We start from the raw sequence: 17,188 nt of genomic DNA, 5'->3' as shown, positions 1-17,188 counted from the left end.
GTGAAGCGTCATGTACGACCCCACAGTCGCCCGGCTCACCTACCGGGCCCTGCTCGGCCGGCGCCGGGCCGCCATCCTCTTTGTCCTGCCGGCGCTGCTGTTGATCATCGCCGTGGCGGTACGGGTGTTCGCCGGATCCGATGACCAGGTCGCCTCGGATCTGCTGGGCGGCTTCGCCATCACCACGATGGTGCCGCTGATCGGTGTAATCGCCGGCACCGGGGCCATCGGTCCCGAGATCGACGACGGATCGATCGTCTATCTGCTGGCCAAGCCGGTGAAGCGGCCGACGATCATCTCCACCAAGCTGATCGTGGCCATCGCCGTCACGATGGTCTTCTCCGCACTGCCCACGCTGGTCGCGGGGCTGATCCTCAACGGCAACGGCCAGCAGATCGCGGTGGCGTACACCGTCGCGGCGCTGGTCGCCTCGATCGCGTACAGCGCGCTGTTCCTGCTGCTGGGCACCGTCAGTCGGCACGCGGTCGTCTTCGGCCTCGTCTACGCGCTGGTGTGGGAGGCCCTGTTCGGCACCCTGGTGCCGGGGGCACGCACGCTCAGCGTTCAGCAGTGGTCTCTCGCGGTCGCCGAGAAGATCGGCGGGGCAGGCGCGATCACCTCCGATGTCGGGCTGCCGGTCGCAACGGTCCTGCTGGCGGCGGTCACGGTGGTGGCGACCTGGTATGCGGGTCAGAAGCTGCGCACACTGAAGCTGGCCGGCGAGGAGTGATCGGGGGGCTTCCCCCCCCCGGATACCTCCCGTGCTCCGTTTACGATCACTTCGATCTTCGTCAACCCTCGCTTCCTGGGCGGGGGTTGACATATTTCGGACAGTATTACGCGTAACTGTACGGCTATCGGTTCGTTGTGCAGGGTGCGTGGAGGCAGCTGGAATCTGTGGCGTCGTAGCTTTCGTGAAATCAGGGATTGTCGATGCCGGTGAGGGAGTACCCGCCGGGTCGGTCATTGAGTGAGTGGCAACCGTGAGCGTTCTCCGCCCCTCAAGCCCGGGACAGGGCTGTCCATCGTCGGTTTCACGATTGGAAGGCATGTCCATGCCCAAGGAAGTTGCTTTGCTCGAATCGCGTGCGCTGCGCGTCGAGCAGATGGGGCGCGTCGACGTCCTCGACAAGGTCAAGAGCCTTGTCATGCTCCCGGATGGAATTCACCTTCGCACAGAGGGTGTGGCCCGATACTTCGAAGTATCCACAGAGGTGATCAAAAAGGTCACCCAGCGGCATCGAGCCGAGGTCACGGAGAACGGGCTCAGGCTGCTGCGTGGCCCTGAGCTGCGGGAATTCCATAGGGACATGGTGTCCCTATGGGGCGGTGACGAGGACGGCAGTTATCCACAGGCCGCCACTCAGCTCACCCTCTACACCCGCAGGACCGTGCTCAACGTCGCGATGCTTCTTCGCGACAGCGACATCGCCCGATGCGTCCGTACGTATCTGCTCGACGCCGAGCAGGACCTGCCCGCGGGCTATGCCGCGCTCGAACACCGCGTCATCCGGGTCGAGAGCTGCCTCGCAGGAGTGGGCAGCGCGCTCCAGGAGCTCGGGCCCGTCCTCAACCGGATGTCGCACCGGCTCGACAGCCTCGACCGGAGGCTGGACGTCACACATCAGGTCGTCGGCGCCATGAGCGTGCGGCTGGGCCACCTGTCGGAGGACATCGTCCGTATCGACGGAAGGATGGACGATCTCGCCCGCCACCTGAAGGATCTGAGCCGCCGCAACAAGCAGCGCTGATCCGAAGGCCGTTCACGGCCTTTCGGTATGGCCCAGAAATTGGGTGGCGCCGAAAGGCCGTCCCAGCCAAAGTAGTTGGTGCAGCACACGCCGAAACCGGCACAGCACGCTCCCGACACCAACAGACGCACGCCGACATGCACGCCATGGGCCGGGAGAGGAGCGCGACGATGACCGCGAGTCCGAGTCCGTCGAGTTCCCAACAGGGCGGGCCCGAGCCGGCACCGGAGTAGTCACCGACGACTCCGCCGTGCCGATCGGAGCAGGACGCCCGGGGCGGTTTCTGCACATCGTGCGGCCGCCCTCCCGGAGGATTGGCCGAGTGGTAAGGCAGCGGCTTGCTAAGCCGTCGTCGGGGTGGTGGAGCAGTCGATCCAGCCGGCCCGCGCCCGTACCTCTGCCCGTACGACTAGAGCAGCCGCTCCAGCACCACAGCGATGCCGTCATCCTCGTTGGACGTGGTGATCTCCTGGGCCACGGCCTTCAGATCCGCATGCGCATTGGCCATTGCCACACCCCGTTGTGCCCAGGCGAACATCGGGATGTCGTTCGGCATGTCACCGAAGGCCAGGGTGTCCGCGGCCTTCAGCCCCAGCCGACGCGCGGCCAGTGAGAGTCCGGTCGCCTTGCTCAGCCCCAGCGGCAGGATCTCCACCACACCAGGACCGGCCATGACCACGTCCACCAGGTTGCCGACGGCAGATCGCGCGGCACTCGCCAGTGCGTCGTCGTCGAGATCGGGATGCTGGATGTAGACCTTGTTCAGGGGGGCCGACCACAACTCGGCCGGGTCCTTTGCGAAGACAGCCGGAAGCGGGGGCCCTTCCTGCACGCGGTAGCCGGGGCCGACCAGCACTTCGCCGTCGAGCCCGTCGCGGCTCACCGCGAGTGCCAGCGGACCGACCTCGGTCTCGACCTTGGACAGCGCGAGACCGGCGAGCTGCCGGTCCAGCGTCAGTGAGGTCAGCAGCTTGCGCTCGCCCGCGTGGTAGACCTGCGCGCCCTGGCCGCAGACCGCGAGCCCCTCGTAACCCAGGTCGTCCAGGATGTGCCGGGTCCACGGGACAGCGCGACCGGTGACGACGATGTGCGCGGCACCGGCTGCGGTGACCGCGGCCAGTGCCTCACGGGTGCGCTCGGAGACCGTGTCGTCGTTACGCAGTAGCGTGCCGTCAAGATCGGTTGCGACGAGCTTGTACGGAAAGGTCACTTGGCGACCGGCTCCAGAACCTCGCGCCCGCCCAGGTACGGCCGGAGTACCTCGGGCACCCGTACGGAGCCGTCGGCCAGCTGGTGGTTCTCCAGGATCGCCACGATCGCGCGCGGTACGGCGCACAGCGTGCCGTTCAGCGTGGCCAGTGGCTGGACCTTCTTACCGTCGCGCATCCGGACGGACAGGCGGCGAGCCTGGAAACCGTCGCAGTTCGAAGCGGACGTCAGCTCGCGGTACTTGCCCTGCGTCGGGATCCACGCCTCGCAGTCGAACTTCCGGGAGGCCGAGGCCCCCAGATCGCCGGTGGCGACATCGATCACCTGGAAGGGCAGCTCGAGGGCGGTGAGCCACTGCTTCTCCCAGTCCAGGAGCCTGCGGTGCTCGGCCTCGGCGTCCGCCGGGTCGACGTACGAGAACATCTCGACCTTGTCGAACTGGTGGACACGGAAGATTCCCCGGGTGTCCTTGCCGTACGTACCGGCCTCGCGGCGGAAGCACGGCGAGAAGCCTGCGTACCGCAGCGGCAGCTTGTCCGCCTCGATGATCTCGTCCATGTGGTACGCGGCGAGCGGGACCTCGGAGGTGCCGACCAGGTAGAAGTCGTCCTTCGCCAGGTGGTACACGTTCTCCGCGGCCTGGCCGAGGAAGCCGGTGCCCTCCATGGCGCGCGGGCGGACCAGCGCCGGCGTCAGCATCGGGACGAAGCCGGCCTCGGTGGCCTGCGCGATCGCCGCGTTGACGAGGGCGAGCTCCAGCAGCGCGCCGACACCCGTCAGGTAGTAGAACCGCGAACCGGAGACCTTGGCGCCACGCTCCATGTCGATGGCGCCGAGCTTCTCGCCGAGCTCCAAGTGGTCCTTGGGCTCGAAGCCCTCAGCCCCGAAGTCACGGATCGTGCCGTGCGTCTCCAGGACGACGAAGTCCTCCTCGCCACCGACCGGCACGTCCTCGTGGACGATGTTGCCGAGCTGAAGCATCAGGCGCTTGGCCTCGGCGTCGGCCTCGTCCTGTGCCGCGTCGGCCGCCTTGACGTCGGCCTTCAGCTGCTCGGCCTTCTTGAGGAGATCGGCTCGCTCCTCGGGCGAAGCCTTGGGGATGAGTTTGCCGAGCGATTTCTGCTCGGAGCGGAGTTCGTCGAAGCGGACGCCGGACGACCTGCGCCGCTCGTCGGCGGAGAGAAGGGCGTCGACGAGCGCGACGTCCTCTCCACGGGCACGCTGGGAGGCGCGAACACGGTCGGGGTCCTCACGGAGCAGGCGAAGGTCAATCACCCCTCCAGGCTACCGGTGTGCGCTTCTCCGGCTCGAACCGATATTGCCAAGCGTGTCACTTTGCCTGAATTGTCCAAATTGGTAATGCTGGAGGATATTGCGTGACTGGGGTTGACCTCGTCCGTCAATAAAAAGAGTTTATTCCCCTAAATGGGGTAGAAAGCATCGAGTATCTTGACGCATGCGCCTTACCTGGAGGGGGAGTTGACTGTCGCCTATCCACAGGTCTTGGCGTCCTTCAAAGTTATCCACAGGTTGCGAGGGGGGCTGTGGATACCGAAGGGACCATTCCGAAAGCTGCGTGGGGGGCTCGCGGATCCCCGTTCAAAACCACTTCAGGCGCTTGTTCGGGTGGGAATTCGCCGCCCTGAAGAGTTGATCAATGGAATTGAGGTGACACGGGGCAACCCAGGGTGATCCGCTGATCTGTGGATGCATCTGGGTCGACTGGGGTGATATGTCGACCATGTCGCATTGAGGTGTCGACTTGTCCCCAGGTCGAGAACCGCCCCTGTGGATAACTTTGTGGATGATGAAGAGCGGTAGATAACACCAGCGGTTCAGGCACGCCAACACCCAGGCGCACCGGCCCCCGGGACCGTCAGCCCCGGCGCCGTCAGTCCCGCACGGCCGTCAGCCCCGGCCGTCCAGATTCCGGGCCAGCCAGTCGGAGGCCTCCATGAACTCCGCGTCCGACGTCCCCGCCCGCAGCGGCCGTACGTCCTGCGTCGCCACCCCGGCCCGCGGGTACGAGCCGAGGAACCGTACCTTCGGGCAGATCCGCTTCAGCCCCATCAACGCCTCGCCGACGCGGCGGTCCGCGATGTGCCCCTCGGCATCCACCGCGAAGCAGTAGTTCCCGATGCCGGCCCCCGTCGGCCGCGACTGGATCAGCATCAGGTTCACCCCGCGCACCGCAAACTCCTGGAGCAGTTCGAGCAGCGCACCGGGGTGGTCCTCGCCCAGCCAGATGACCACCGACGTCTTGTCCGCACCCGTCGGCGCCGCCGGCCGGGCCGGGCGGCCCACCAGGACGAAGCGGGTCTGAGCGTTCACCGCGTCATGGATCTCGGTCACCAGCGGTTCGAGACCGTAGGTTGCCGCCGCGAACTCACCGGCGAAGGCAGCGTCGTACCGTCCCTCCTGCACCAGCCGGGCACCATCGGCGTTGGAGGCCGCCGACTCCCAAACAGCGTCCGGGAGATGGGCGGCCATCCAGTTGCGCACCTGCGGCTGCGCGGCCGGGTGCGCAGTGACCGACTTGATGTCGGACAGCTTGGTGCCGGGCCGCACCAGCAGCGCGAAGCTGATGGAAAGCAGCACCTCGCGGTAGATCATCAGCGGTTCACCAGTGGTCAGCTCGTCGAGCGTCGCGGTGATGCCGCCCTCGACGGAGTTCTCGATCGGTACGAGCGCTGCCGCGGCGGCCCCGCTGCGCACCGCGTCCAGAGCCACCGGTACGGAGACCATCGGGACGAGTTCGCGGGTGGCGGCTTCCGGGAGCGTACGGAGGGCGACCTCGGTGAAGGTGCCTTCAGGACCGAGATATGCGTAGCGCGTGGCGGACATACCGTTACCCTAATGTGCCCCGGTCGCTCAGGACTCCAGTAGCCGCTGCCCCACGTATTCGCCGTCCGCCGCACCGCCCGGCACCGCGTACACGCCGCTGGCCTCGTGCCGGATGAACGGCGACAGGGCATCGCCCCGGTCCAGCTTGCGCTGCACCGGAACGAACGCCCGCAGCGGATCCGCCTGCCAGCAGATGAACAGCATCCCGGCGTCCGGAGTGCCGTCCGCCGCGATGCCGTCGTGGTACGAGAGGGGGCGCCGCAGCATGGCTGCGCCGCTGTTCTTCTCGGGGGAGGAGATCCGGGCGTGGGCGTTCTCCGGGATCAGGAGCTCGCCGTCGGGGCCCGCCCTGTCGAGGTCCATCGCTGTGGTCTCGGTGCCACCGCTCAGCGGAGCGCCGTCCTTCTTGCGGCGCCCTATGACCTGCTCCTGCCGTTCCACCGGGAGCTTCTCCCAGTCGTCGAGCAGCATCCTGATCCGTCGTACGACGGCATACGAGCCGCCGGCCAGCCAGTTGTACTTTGTATCGGTGCCGGCCGGGACGAAGACGCGCCGGTCGAAGTCGCTCTCGGAGGGCTTCGGGTTAGCGGTGCCGTCGATCTGGCCCATCAGATTGCGGGCCGTCATCGGCTGTGCGGTGGCGCCGGGGCTGCGGTTGAAGCCGTTCATCTGCCAGCGGACCCTGGCGGCCGGGGCGGCCTCTTTCTGCACGGCACGCAGCGCGTGGAAGGCGACGAGTGGGTCGTTGGCGCCAATCTGTACCCAGAGGTCACCGTCGGAGCGCTTGGCGTCGATGTGGTCGGACGAGAACGGCGGCAGCGGGTCGAGCCCCGGTGGCCGGTGGCCGACCAGGCCCGTGCGTTCGAAGAAGGTGCGGCCGAAGCCGAAGGTGATGGTCAGCGAGGACGGTCCGGCATCCAGGGCGATACCGGTGTCATGGGAGGCGCCGTCCGCCGCGCCGCTGTCGGCGGCTTTGCCGGCCATCAACTGCCGGGCCAGGGCCGACCATCGGCGCATCAGGGCAGCCGCTTCCTTCCGTCCCGCACCGGGTGCCAGATCGAAGGCGATGAGATGGCCGCAGGCCTGAAGCGGAGTGGTGATCCCCGGTTGATGTTTCCCGTGAAACATCACCTGGGTGGAGCCGACCGTGGTCAGAGCGGTCGGCTCGTCGGGCCGGGTCGCTGCATAGCCGGTCGCACCGCCCGCTGTGCCCAGTACCAGCCCGGTCGCTCCGGCCGCGCCCGCGCTGCCGAGCAGCCGTCGCCGGGAGATGGCGCCGCTGCCACGGGCTTTGTCGTCCCCGCTGCTTGTGGAGGTCTTCTTGTTGCTGTTTGCGCTCACGATTCCGCTCAGCCGATCTTCACGTTCTTGTCGATGGTCGTCTGATCGATGTCCGACGTACGCACGGTCACCGCGACCTTCCAGTTGCCCGCCATTGGGATCTGGACGTTGCTCGCTGCCCAGTGGCCCTCGGCGAGCCGGTCAGGGACGACGGGGAGCGGGCCGATGTCCTTGGACTCCAGCGTGAAGGCGAGCTTCAGTTCGGGGATGTCCATGGCCTTGCCGTCGGGGTTGTCGATCCAGATATGGAGCTCATTGGCGCCGGTACGGGCGGGGGCGATGTCCATCCGCACCGTTCCCTTGCCGTTCTTGCCGCCTGTGTCGAAGGGCAGCGTCAGATTGACTGGGCCTTCGGCCGCGGGGGCGGCTGCCGCCGTCGAGGCGCGGGCCGCTTCCTCGGTACGTCCCGGCTCGGTCGAGGTCAGTACGGTCGTCACGGCCAGCAGCGCCACGGCGACTCCTACTTCCGCCAGCACCGAACGGCGGAGCCCGTACCGGTTGGGGTCGGCATCGCGGATCCGCTTCTTCTCGGCGGCGGCCATGGCGGCTCTCTGCCGGGCGAGCTGGGCCGCCCGCGCGGGGTCCTCGGCCACGGACGCCGGTGTGCTCGGGGCCCGGGACTCCGGAACCTCGACTTCGACCCTGGCCTCGGCCTCCTCTGTTTCGGCCCCGGCCTCCTCTCCCTCTGTGTCGGCTGCGCTCGTGACCAGCCGTGCGGTCCAGCGACGCGAGATCCAGGCGATCCCGACCAGGACGGCCACGAGCCCAACCTTCACGAGCAGCAGTTGCCCGTACTTGGTGCCGGTGAGCGCGGACCAGGTGCCGACCTGGCGCCAGGACTGATAGATCCCGGTGGCGGTGAGCACGAGCACGCTGCCGAACGCGATACGGGAGAAGCGCTGTACGGCCGCGGCTCCGATGTCCGGTGTCCGGTACAGCGCGACCAGCAGGGCTGCCAGCCCGCCCAGCCAGGCCGCGACGGCCAGCAGATGGAGGACGTCGACCGGCATGGCGATGCCCGGCTGGATCCCGGTCGAGGCGTGTTCTGCGAGCGCCCAGGTCCCGGCGATCCCGACTGCGATCACCGTGCCGCCGATGGCCAGTCCGAAGGTGAGCTCCTTCTTCTCGCGCTTGTCCTCGCGCTTCGTGTATGCCCCGAAGAGCACGGCGATGAAGAGTGCGGAGACGCCGAGCAGCAGCAGCCGGGATACGAGTGCCGCCCCCGGCTTGGTGTCGAGCACGGCCTTCAGACCGTTGAGGTCGAACGCGTCCGCGAGTTTCCCGGAGCCGGTGTATGGGTTGCGCAGGAACAGCATGGCCAGGGTGGACGCGGTGAGGGTCATCCAGCCGCCTACGATCAGGCGTTGCAGGGGGCGGGCACCCGCCCCGGGCTGCCAGCAGGCCAGTACGAAGGCGGAGCCGCCGACCAGCAGGATGAAACCGGCGTATGCGGCGTAGCGCGCGATGCTGTAGAGAGTGCCGACGAGGCCGCCGCCGGCCTGCTCCGCCGGGAGCGTGACGGTGGTCTTCGAAGGCGCTCCGATGGAGAAGGTGAACGCGCCCGAGACGGGGTGGCTGTCCGCGGAGAGGGCCTGCCAGGCGACGGTGTACGTGCCGTCGGGCAGCCCGCTGTGCAGCGGGACGCTGAACTTCACGGCGGAGCCGCACTGCAGATTGCGCGGTGCGGCGCCGGTGTCGGCGCGTTTGCCGCTGGGGTCCAGGACTCTGATGGAGTCGTCGGCGAGCGCGACCCCTTCGGAGAAGGTGAGCTGGATGTCCTGGGGAGCGGTGTCGACCACCGCCCCGTCCTGCGGATCGCTCCCGGTGAGCGCGGCGTGCGCGGACGCGGAGCCCGCGCCGCCCAGCAGCAGGCTGAACACCATGCCGACAAGGGCGGCGAGGAGTGCGGCTGCGGCGAGTGGCCGTCGTGGCGCGTGAGTGGAATGGGACGGTCCGAAGTGCGGGGCGGTGGCTGTCATGGCGAGTCAGTCCCTCATTGCTGCTTCGGGTTGTAGGTGGTCTCCTTCACGGGAAGGTCGACCTTGATCGGGTCGGCCTTCTCGAAGTGCAGTTCCACGGGTACCTTCTCGCCCTGCTTGGGCTGGTGCTCGATATCCATGAACATGATGTGGTTTCCGCCGCGTTCCAGAGTCAGCTGGCCGTTCGCGGGCACCGCGAACGACGTCACCATGTGCATCTTTCCGTTCTTGGTTTCGTGGATCGTTATGTCGTCCGAGAGCGGGCTGGTGATCGACGTGAGCCGGTCGGACGTGTCGCCGCTGTTCTTGACGACGAGGAAACCGGCCGCCATGTCGCTGACGGGCTGCGGCATGTACGCCCCGGTCACCTTCAGCTCGGGCTTGCTGTCCGAGGATGAGCAGCCCGACAGCGTCAGCGTGGCGGTGAGGGCGAGGCCACCGACGAGGGCGGTGCGGCGGTTCACGGGGTCTCTCCCTTGATGATCTTGGGCAGGTCTTTGGCGTAGTCGTCGGGCGAGGTGTCCTCGCTGTACACGAGGTACCCCTTGTCGGTCTTCGGGGAGAACGCGATGACCTGGGAGCCGTGCATCGAGTCGACCGTGCCGTCCTTCTGCTTCTTCGGGGGATCGATGCCGATGCCGATCTGGCGTGCGCCCGCCTGGATGGTCGAGAAGTCGCCGGTGAGGCCGATGAAGGAGGGGTCCTGGGCCTTGAGCCAGCTGCCCAGCGAGGCCGGGGTGTCCCGCTCGGGGTCGGTAGTCACGAAGATGACCTGGAGCTTGTCCTGGTCGGCCTTGGGGAGGGACTTCTTGGCGATGGCGATGTTGCTCATGATGAGCGGGCAGACGTCCGGGCAGTTGGTGTAGCCGAAGTAGATCAGCGTCGGCTTGCCCTTGGTCTCCTCACGGAGGTCGTACTTCTGGCCGTGGGTGTCGGTGAGGACGAGGTCGGGCTTGGTGAACGGCTGGTCGAGGACCGTCGCGGCCTTGGTGTCGGCCTGGGTCGACACATCGGCGACGGGCTTCTTGGCGCCGTCGTCGCTGCTGCCGCAGGCGGACAGGGTGAGCGCGGCCGCGGCGACGAACGCCGCGGCCAGCACCGTTTTCTTACGCATGGAGCACTGATTCCTGGTGGGTTGGTGGGACTGGTGGGGCTGTGAGTCAGGCGGCGCGGCGGCGGCCGGCGAGTACGCCGTAGACCACCCCAGCGGCGCCGATGACGATGCCGACGATGCCGAGGACGCGGGCCGTGGTGTCAGTGGAGGATTCGTCCGACGCGGCCGTCGTTTGCTTGTCCGCTTCCTTCGCCGTGGCGTCGGCGCTGTTCTTGTCGTCGGCGGCCGCGCCGTGCTCACCGGTGGTCGGGGCGGTCAGTTCGAGAACGGGTGCTGGGGTCTCGGGCTCGGCGGCACCGTCCTTCGGCTCCTCGATCCAGCGGACGACTTCCTTGTCGTCGTACGTCTGGATGGCCTTGAACACCAGTTGGTCGGCGTCCTCGGGGAGCTGGCCGATGGAGAGCGGGAACTGCTGGAAGCTGCCCGGGCGGATACCGCGTTCGTCCTTGTCGCCGGTGGCGGTCCAGGTGACCTTCGAGACGGCTTCGTTGATCTTCTGGCCGTGCATCTCGAGCGGCTTGGCCAGCTTGCTCTTGGTGACCTCGATGTCCCAGCCGGGTACGGCCTGCGGCATGACGGAGGCCAGCGGGTGGTCGGTCGGGAAGTTGACCTCGACCTTGGTCGTCGCGGCGTCGTCGCGCTCGTTGGGGACCTTGAAGTTGACGGTGGCGTAGCCGCCCTTGGCTGCCTCGCCCTGCGGCTGCACGCTGACGTGCGCGGAGGCGGGGCCGGCGAGGAGCAGCACGCTGGACGCGGCAATGCCGCCGGCGAGAGCGATGCGGGAAACGTTCATGACAGGGATCACTCCACAGAAACACGAAGGAAGGTGGTCCGGCGCGCGGGCGCGCGACGGCATCGCAACACCTCTTCCGCACGTGTGGCGTACGTATGCCGCCCGGCATGGCACCGAGTGGTCCGTGCGTCGAGTGGAGGGTGTCGCGTCAGGCTGCGAGTGCGTATACGGGGGGCGGCCCGCGCCTGATCACCATGTGCTGCAACGGATCCCCGGTGGCGGGGGCCTGGGCGTCGACCGCGGTACGCAGGGTGCGCGGCCCGGTTACCGGGCCCCCGGGGAGTCCGGCCCGTAGCGCGCTCACGAGCGCGAGCGCGGCGCGCAGCGCACGCAATCGGGCCTCGGCCGCGATCTGCTGGGCGCCGTGCGCGGAGAGCCGGGCCAGACGGAACAGGGCGATCTCGCCGCGCCGCAACAACCAGCCGGTGGCCACGGCGGCCAGCAGGTGGCCGAGCAGCATGGGCAGGCCGGGCAGCAGACCGGCGAGGGCGGCCGGGTCCGAACCGGATGCGGAGGCCATGTGCTGCTGTCCGCCGGCCGCCACCGACGCCGGGTCGATGCCCGCGGCGGTCACGATGCGGTGCGCCTCGGAGGCGTTCAACTGCGCGGGTCCCGCGCCGCACACGAGGCTGGCCGCGAACCGGATCAGTGCGTCGTCGCTCGCCGTGGAGTCCGTCGAGGCGGTGTGCGTACCCACGCTGAAGAGGGTGTGCAGGGCGATCTGTCCGCCGGCCAGTGCGGCGGCGATGGACGGCAGTGAGCGCTCGCGTCCTGCGAGCGGTGCCGTCACCGCGAAAATCCCCAGGAATCCGGCGAGCAGGGTCCACCAGGGGACGGACGCGCAGGATGCCAGGAAGTGACCTGCCGCGGACAGCGCGACACAGACCGCGGTGAACACCGCGGTCCTCAGGAGCCGCAGACCGGCCCCGGCGTGTGCGACGGGCATAGACATGGCGGGGCCATCATCGCACCGGGCCCCGGGCCTGAGTACGGCAGGTCCGGAAGGTCACCTTCCTTCCGATTGGATGCGGACCGAGGCAGCTGTGGCCGGATTTGGACACCGGTCGGGGCCATCGACCGGGTCTGGCATACACGGGTGTACGAAGAGCTGGTATCCGCCGAATGAGCGGTCCCATATCCGGTCTGTGCTTACGAACGGTCCTGCGCGGCAATACGTATCGGTATGTCGAGCCGCAGCCAGGAGGCTGGAGCATGAGCATCTGGTGGTCCCTCCATTTGCGGCGCGAGGCTGCGAGCGTTCCGCTCGCCCGCCGTTTCCTGCTGGGCGCGATGGAGACCGCGGGCGTGGATCCGGAGATCTCCTTCGACCTGTCGGTCGCGCTCAGCGAGGCCTGTGCCAACGCCGTTGAGCACGGCGGCGACCACAGGGTTCAGGGAGAACAGAGCGTCTGCCGGGATCGGTGGGACGTATGGGACGAGCTGCCGGGGACGGCCTGTGGGCAGTACCGGGTCACCGCTTATCTGTACGGCGAGAAGTGCCGCATCGAAGTCGCCGATTCGGGGCCCGGTTTCCCCGCCCGGCGCATGCGGCGCGCTTCCGCGCAGCAGCACGATCCCCAGCAGTTCCTGCCGCTCAGTGCGGAGAACGGCCGGGGTCTCTGTCTGATCGAACAGCTCGCCGATCACGTCCACTTCGGCAACCGTCCCGGCCGTGGCGCCGTGGTGAGCTTCGACAAGGTCCTGAAGTGGCGGAAGGGCGCCCTGCTCATGGTGTCCTGAGCGGGGCGCCCTTCGACGCGTGAAGGTCCATTGCCGGACCTTCCGGAGGTATCGGCTCAGCCCTTGAGCCGAGCCATCCACGCCTCGACCTCGTCGGCCCGGCGCGGCAGCTTGTCGGAGAGATTCCGGTTGCCGTCCTCGGTGACGAGGATGTCGTCCTCGATCCGGACGCCGATGCCCCGGTACTCCTCAGGGACGGTCAGGTCGTCGGTCTGGAAGTACAGACCGGGCTCGACCGTGAGGCATACGCCGGGCTCAAGCGTTCCGTTGACGTACGTCTCGGTGCGCGCGGCGGCGCAGTCGTGGACGTCCATGCCGAGCATGTGGCCGGTGCCGTGCAGCGTCCAGCGGCGCTGGAGGCCCAGCTCCAGGACCTTGTCCACGGACAGGTCGCCCAGCAGGCCCCACTCGACGAGCTTCTCGGCGAGCACGCGCTGTGCGGCGTCGTGGAAGTCGCGGTAGTCGGCACCGGGCTTGACTGCCGCGATGCCCGCTTCCTGGGCCTCGTACACGGCGTCGTAGATCTTCCGCTGCAGCGGCGTGAACGTGCCGTTGATCGGAAGGGTGCGCGTCACGTCGGCGGTGTAGAGGTCATTTGTCTCCACACCGGCGTCGAGCAGCAGCAGCTCGCCGGAGCGCACCGCGCCGTCGTTGCGCACCCAGTGCAGGGTGGTGGCGTGCGGGCCGGCCGCGCAGATCGAGCCGTAGCCGATGTCGTTGCCCTCGACGCGGGCGCGCAGGAAGAAGGTGCCCTCGATGTAGCGCTCGCTCGTCGCCTCGGCCTTGTCGAGGACCTTGACGACGTCCTCGAAGCCGCGTGCAGTGGCGTCGCAGGCCTTCTGCAGTTCGGCGATCTCGAAGGCGTCCTTGACCAGTCGGGCTTCGGAGAGGAAGACGCGCAGTTCCTCGTCGCGCTCCGCGGTGACCTTGTCGGTCAGCGCGGCCTCGATACCGGCGTCGTGGCCGCGGACGTTACGGACCGGGCCGGTGGCCTCGGCCAGCGCGGCAGGGAGCTCGCGCACGTCCTTCGCCGGGATGCCCAGCAGCTGTTCGGCCTCGGCGAGGGAGTGGCGGCGGCCTACCCACAGCTCGCCCTGGCCGTCGAGCCAGAACTCGCCGTTCTCGCGGTCGGACCGCGGCAGCAGGTGGATGGTCGCCTCGTGCCCGTCCTGGGTCGGCTCCAGTACGAGGACGCCGTCCTGGGTCTGGTTGCCGGTGAGGTACGCGTACTCGGTGGAGGCGCGGAAGGCGTACTCGGTGTCATTGGAGCGGGTCTTCAGATTGCCCGCGGGGATGACCAGACGCTCACCGGGGAAACGCGCGGAGAGCGCGGCGCGGCGGGCGGCGGTGTGCTCGGCCTGAGGGATGGGCTCGAGGCCGTGCAGCTCGGTATCGGCCCAACCGGACTTCATGTTCGCGGCGAGTTCATCGGAGACGCCCGGGTACAGGCCGTTCTTCCGCTGCTTGATCGTCTCTTCTTCTTCGGTCTCCGGGTTCTCCGGGGTGAGCTCCTCAGCCACGATCTGTTTCTCCTCGATACGACACTGGACCCCGTCCATCGTACGGGCGCACGGAAAAGGGCACAGGGCCGGAAGACCTGTTACAGCTTGGCCGGGGCGGGCTGCACAGCTCAGCCGGGGCGGGCCGGTCGGCTCAGACGAAGCGCGCGGCCAGAATGACGGCGTCCTCCGTGCTGTTGCCCGGGTCGGGCCCGTCCGGCAGCACGGTCCGCAGCACATGGTCGGCGACGGACCCGGCGTCTTCACGCAGCGCCTTCGGGACACACGCCGCCGCCGAGTGGAGCCGTGCGAACGCCTGGTCCATCGAGTCGCCGGTGCGTCGCAGCAGCCCGTCGGTGTAGAGGAGTACGGTCTCGCCGGGCGCGGGGGTGATCTCCACGCTGGGCGCCTCCCAGCAGGCGAGCATGCCCAGCGGTGCGGAGACCGAGGTCTCGATGAACTCGGTGCGCCAGTCGCCGATCACGAGCGGCGGGGTGTGGCCGGCGCCGGCCAGAAGGATCCTGCGGCGGGCGGGTTCGCAGTAGGCGAACAGGGCGGTCGCGGAACGGGCGGGTTCGGTCAGCCGCAGCAGCAGTTCCAGATCCGAGAGCACGGCGACCGGATCCTCGCCCTCCATCACCGCGTACGCCCGCAGACCGGCACGCAGCCTGCCCATGGCGGCCAGGGCGCTCGGGCCGGAGCCGTTCACCGAGCCCACGGCGAGACCGAGCGCACCTTCTGGCAGGACCAGCGCGTCGTACCAGTCGCCGCCGCCCTGCGGTGCCGCGCGATGGCGTGCGGCCAGTTGTACGCCGGTGACCCGGGGCAGTCGGCTGGGCAGCAGCTCCTCCGTGACGGTGGCGACATCGGCCCTGGCCCGCTCCAGCTCCAGCAGCCTGGCCAGATGCTCACCGGCGAATCCGGCGTAGCGGCTGACGAGATGGCGCTGGCGTTCCAGTGGTTCGGCAGGTTCGTCGTACAGCCAGACGGCGGCACCGAGCCTGCCGGTCGCCTCGGCGGTGAGCGGCAGGGCGTAGCTGGCGGCGTATCCGAGCAGGGCGGCGACCTCGCGGCAGCGGGGGTCCAGGCTGGTGTCGCCGAGCAGATCGGGGGTGGTCTGCGCTCCTTCGGTATACGGGAGTCCTTCCAGGATCCGGCCGTAGGAGGTTGCGCTGCGCGGCACCGTCTCGATGTGTCCGAGCTCGGCATGGGTGAGTCCGAGGCCGATGGTGCTTACGGGGCCGCGGTGGTCGGACGGTTCGAAGACGACCAGACCGCGGCGGGCACCGACCAGGGCGGCTCCCGCGTCCAGCAGTTCGCGCAGCGCATCGTCGAGTGTGCTGGTTCTGGCCAGTCGCTCGGTGAGCTCGTGCAGCGTGGTGAGGTCGGAGACCCAGTCGGCCGGCTGGCCCTGGATGAACGCTCCGGGGGCGGTCGGTACTTCTGACAGAGAACCGGCATTGTGCGCTGAAACAGGAACCATGGGATCGATTCCAGCCACTCTCGGCAGGTGCGGGGCGCTCATGGCAGTCGGCTTTCCCGCCGGTGCGTTTTGTCGAATGGCATCGCAAACCCCCATGTCATTCTGCGCCGCTATCAGTGCATCCACGTGCACACGTAGCGTCCACATGTACACGCACAAGTAAGGCCATGTCCAGCATTGTCCCTGCGGGATTCGTGGTGTCCAAGTGACTCATAAGTTGGCCAAAAAATGCACCCTATGGCGGCTATTTGCGGTCGACTGGGCGTGCTCGACAGGGGGTGTTCTCGGGGTGAAGTCCCAGAGAGAGCGTCATTTCGGGCACGCTGGGTACGTAATCGGTGATGAACCAGGGGCAGTTCTGATCGCCCCGGAACCTGGCAGTGGGCCCGGACGTCCTCATCTGTGACGGCCACGCCCCACCCCCGAGTGGCGGGGTTTGCACCTTGGGACGGCAGGCGCGATACGTGCGCTGCTCCTCGCCATGCTTGTGTCCTGGACACGTCTCGCCCCTGCTCGACCCGGCTCAGCGCATGCTCGGTACCGACGACCCACCCGTACCGCAGATTTGAAGAGCATGTACGCACAGTGAAGAGATGAACGCGTGTTGTGATGCGCGTGGTGTGATGTGGACCCTCGGCGTTCAACGGAAAGGAACGAGCGCTCATGCGCGAGATCCTCGGAAGGCGACGCAGGCTCCGGCGCAGGGCAAGGCCCGCTCAACTGGACGCGGTCCTGACCTGTGTCACCGCATGGCAGTGGCCCGTGCTCCCCGGAGTGGGGCTTGAGAAGCTGTTGTCCAAGCCCAGTGGGGGTTGGACAACAGCTTCTGAGGCGGCCGGTGCTCGCGGTGACCGTGGCCGTGGTTGTGCCTGTCCCGATCCCGAGTGCGCCGTACCCGGCGCACACCCCTTCGATCCCGGTCTCCTCGCGGCGACCACCGACGAGCGCATGGTGCGCTGGTGGTGGGCCAACCGGCCCACCGCCCCGATCGTGCTGGCCACCGGCGGCCGCGCCCCATGTGCGCTGAGCCTGCCGGCTGTGGCCGCCGCCCGGGCGCTGGCCGAGCTGGACCGGATGGGCACGCGGCTCGGCCCCGTGGTGGCGACGCCGACCCGGTGGTCGCTGCTGGTCGCCCCCTACACGCTCGAACAGCTCGGCGAGCTGCTGCACGCCAAGGACTGGGTGCCCAGCTCGCTGCGTTTCCATGGCGAGGGCGGCTATCTCGTCCTTCCGCCGTCCGAGGCGGGGACGGGGCAGGTGCGCTGGGAACGGGCTCCTTCCCCGAGTTCCCGGCTGCGCTCGGGCAGGGGAGAGCCCGTCCCCGGATCCGCCGCACCGTGGCTGCCGGATGTGGGGGCGGTGCTCGACGCACTGGTCGAGGCGAGCAACAGCGCACCGGACGGCGGTAGTCGGCTCGCCTACTGACGAGTGGCCG

General features: G+C 68.2%; 15 protein-coding genes. 4 read left to right on the top strand and 11 right to left on the bottom strand.

Features of this window, described 5'->3' with window-relative positions:
- The first annotated feature begins 10 nt into the window (after positions 1 to 10).
- Both ABT115_RS02755 and ABT115_RS02750 read left to right on the top strand, forming a co-directional pair.
- A complete protein-coding gene (locus ABT115_RS02755) occupies positions 11 to 730 on the top strand; it encodes an ABC transporter permease (protein ID WP_351783297.1) in 720 nt (239 codons plus the stop codon).
- Positions 731 to 1,055: 325 nt separating this feature from the next.
- The gene (locus ABT115_RS02750) at positions 1,056 to 1,751 is read left to right on the top strand and encodes a hypothetical protein (RefSeq protein ID WP_351783599.1); all 696 of its coding nucleotides are present in this window, start codon (positions 1,056 to 1,058) and stop codon (positions 1,749 to 1,751) included.
- Positions 1,752 to 2,160: 409 nt separating this feature from the next.
- Here the strand turns inward: ABT115_RS02750 and ABT115_RS02745 are convergent, their stop codons facing one another.
- The 9 genes from ABT115_RS02745 to ABT115_RS02705 all read right to left on the bottom strand — a co-directional run bounded on the left by ABT115_RS02745 (position 2,161) and on the right by ABT115_RS02705 (position 11,983).
- Positions 2,161 to 2,961, bottom strand: a complete 801-nt coding sequence (locus ABT115_RS02745) for an HAD family hydrolase (RefSeq protein WP_351783295.1) — start codon at positions 2,959 to 2,961, stop codon at positions 2,161 to 2,163.
- A complete protein-coding gene (gene serS / locus ABT115_RS02740) occupies positions 2,958 to 4,235 on the bottom strand; it encodes a serine--tRNA ligase (RefSeq protein ID WP_351783293.1) in 1,278 nt (425 codons plus the stop codon). The genes ABT115_RS02745 and serS overlap by 4 nt, the downstream gene beginning before the upstream one ends.
- A 633-nt stretch (positions 4,236 to 4,868) precedes the next feature.
- Positions 4,869 to 5,804: a prephenate dehydratase gene (gene pheA, locus ABT115_RS02735; protein WP_351783292.1), complete on the bottom strand. Its 936-nt coding sequence runs from the start codon at positions 5,802 to 5,804 to the stop codon at positions 4,869 to 4,871.
- 27 nt (positions 5,805 to 5,831) lie between these two features.
- Positions 5,832 to 7,076, bottom strand: coding sequence for an iron uptake transporter deferrochelatase/peroxidase subunit (gene efeB, locus ABT115_RS02730; protein ID WP_502969020.1), 1,245 nt, complete (start codon positions 7,074 to 7,076; stop codon positions 5,832 to 5,834).
- A gap of 77 nt (positions 7,077 to 7,153) precedes the next feature.
- Positions 7,154 to 9,124, bottom strand: coding sequence for a copper resistance CopC/CopD family protein (locus tag ABT115_RS02725; protein WP_351783288.1), 1,971 nt, complete (start codon positions 9,122 to 9,124; stop codon positions 7,154 to 7,156).
- Positions 9,125 to 9,138: 14 nt separating this feature from the next.
- Positions 9,139 to 9,588 (bottom strand): copper chaperone PCu(A)C, encoded by a 450-nt coding sequence (locus tag ABT115_RS02720; RefSeq protein ID WP_351783286.1) that lies wholly within the window; start codon positions 9,586 to 9,588, stop codon positions 9,139 to 9,141.
- Positions 9,585 to 10,238, bottom strand: coding sequence for an SCO family protein (locus ABT115_RS02715; protein WP_351783284.1), 654 nt, complete (start codon positions 10,236 to 10,238; stop codon positions 9,585 to 9,587). Before ABT115_RS02715 ends, ABT115_RS02720 begins: the two co-directional genes overlap by 4 nt.
- A 46-nt stretch (positions 10,239 to 10,284) precedes the next feature.
- Positions 10,285 to 11,031, bottom strand: a complete 747-nt coding sequence (locus tag ABT115_RS02710) for a YcnI family copper-binding membrane protein (protein ID WP_351783282.1) — start codon at positions 11,029 to 11,031, stop codon at positions 10,285 to 10,287.
- A gap of 148 nt (positions 11,032 to 11,179) precedes the next feature.
- Positions 11,180 to 11,983 (bottom strand): hypothetical protein, encoded by an 804-nt coding sequence (locus ABT115_RS02705; protein ID WP_351783280.1) that lies wholly within the window; start codon positions 11,981 to 11,983, stop codon positions 11,180 to 11,182.
- Between the two features lie 260 nt (positions 11,984 to 12,243).
- On the opposite strand from ABT115_RS02705, the gene ABT115_RS02700 reads away from it, so the two are divergent.
- Positions 12,244 to 12,771 carry an ATP-binding protein gene (locus ABT115_RS02700; RefSeq protein ID WP_351783278.1) on the top strand — a complete coding sequence of 176 codons (528 nt, stop codon included), beginning with the start codon at positions 12,244 to 12,246 and terminating at the stop codon, positions 12,769 to 12,771.
- A 56-nt stretch (positions 12,772 to 12,827) separates the two neighbouring features.
- Here the strand turns inward: ABT115_RS02700 and ABT115_RS02695 are convergent, their stop codons facing one another.
- Positions 12,828 to 14,291, bottom strand: a complete 1,464-nt coding sequence (locus ABT115_RS02695) for an aminopeptidase P family protein (protein WP_351783276.1) — start codon at positions 14,289 to 14,291, stop codon at positions 12,828 to 12,830.
- Between the two features lie 133 nt (positions 14,292 to 14,424).
- A complete protein-coding gene (locus tag ABT115_RS02690; protein ID WP_502969013.1) occupies positions 14,425 to 15,753 on the bottom strand; it encodes a PP2C family protein-serine/threonine phosphatase in 1,329 nt (442 codons plus the stop codon).
- A gap of 663 nt (positions 15,754 to 16,416) precedes the next feature.
- On the opposite strand from ABT115_RS02690, the gene ABT115_RS02685 reads away from it, so the two are divergent.
- Positions 16,417 to 17,178, top strand: coding sequence for a bifunctional DNA primase/polymerase (locus tag ABT115_RS02685; RefSeq protein ID WP_351783274.1), 762 nt, complete (start codon positions 16,417 to 16,419; stop codon positions 17,176 to 17,178).
- Positions 17,179 to 17,188: the final 10 nt, after the last annotated feature.

It is taken from the genome of Streptomyces sp. NPDC001832 (assembly GCF_040297265.1).
Taxonomy (GTDB): domain Bacteria; phylum Actinomycetota; class Actinomycetes; order Streptomycetales; family Streptomycetaceae; genus Streptomyces.
The sequence above is the reverse complement of the archived record's forward strand: the minus strand, read 5'-3'. Positions and strand labels throughout refer to the sequence as shown.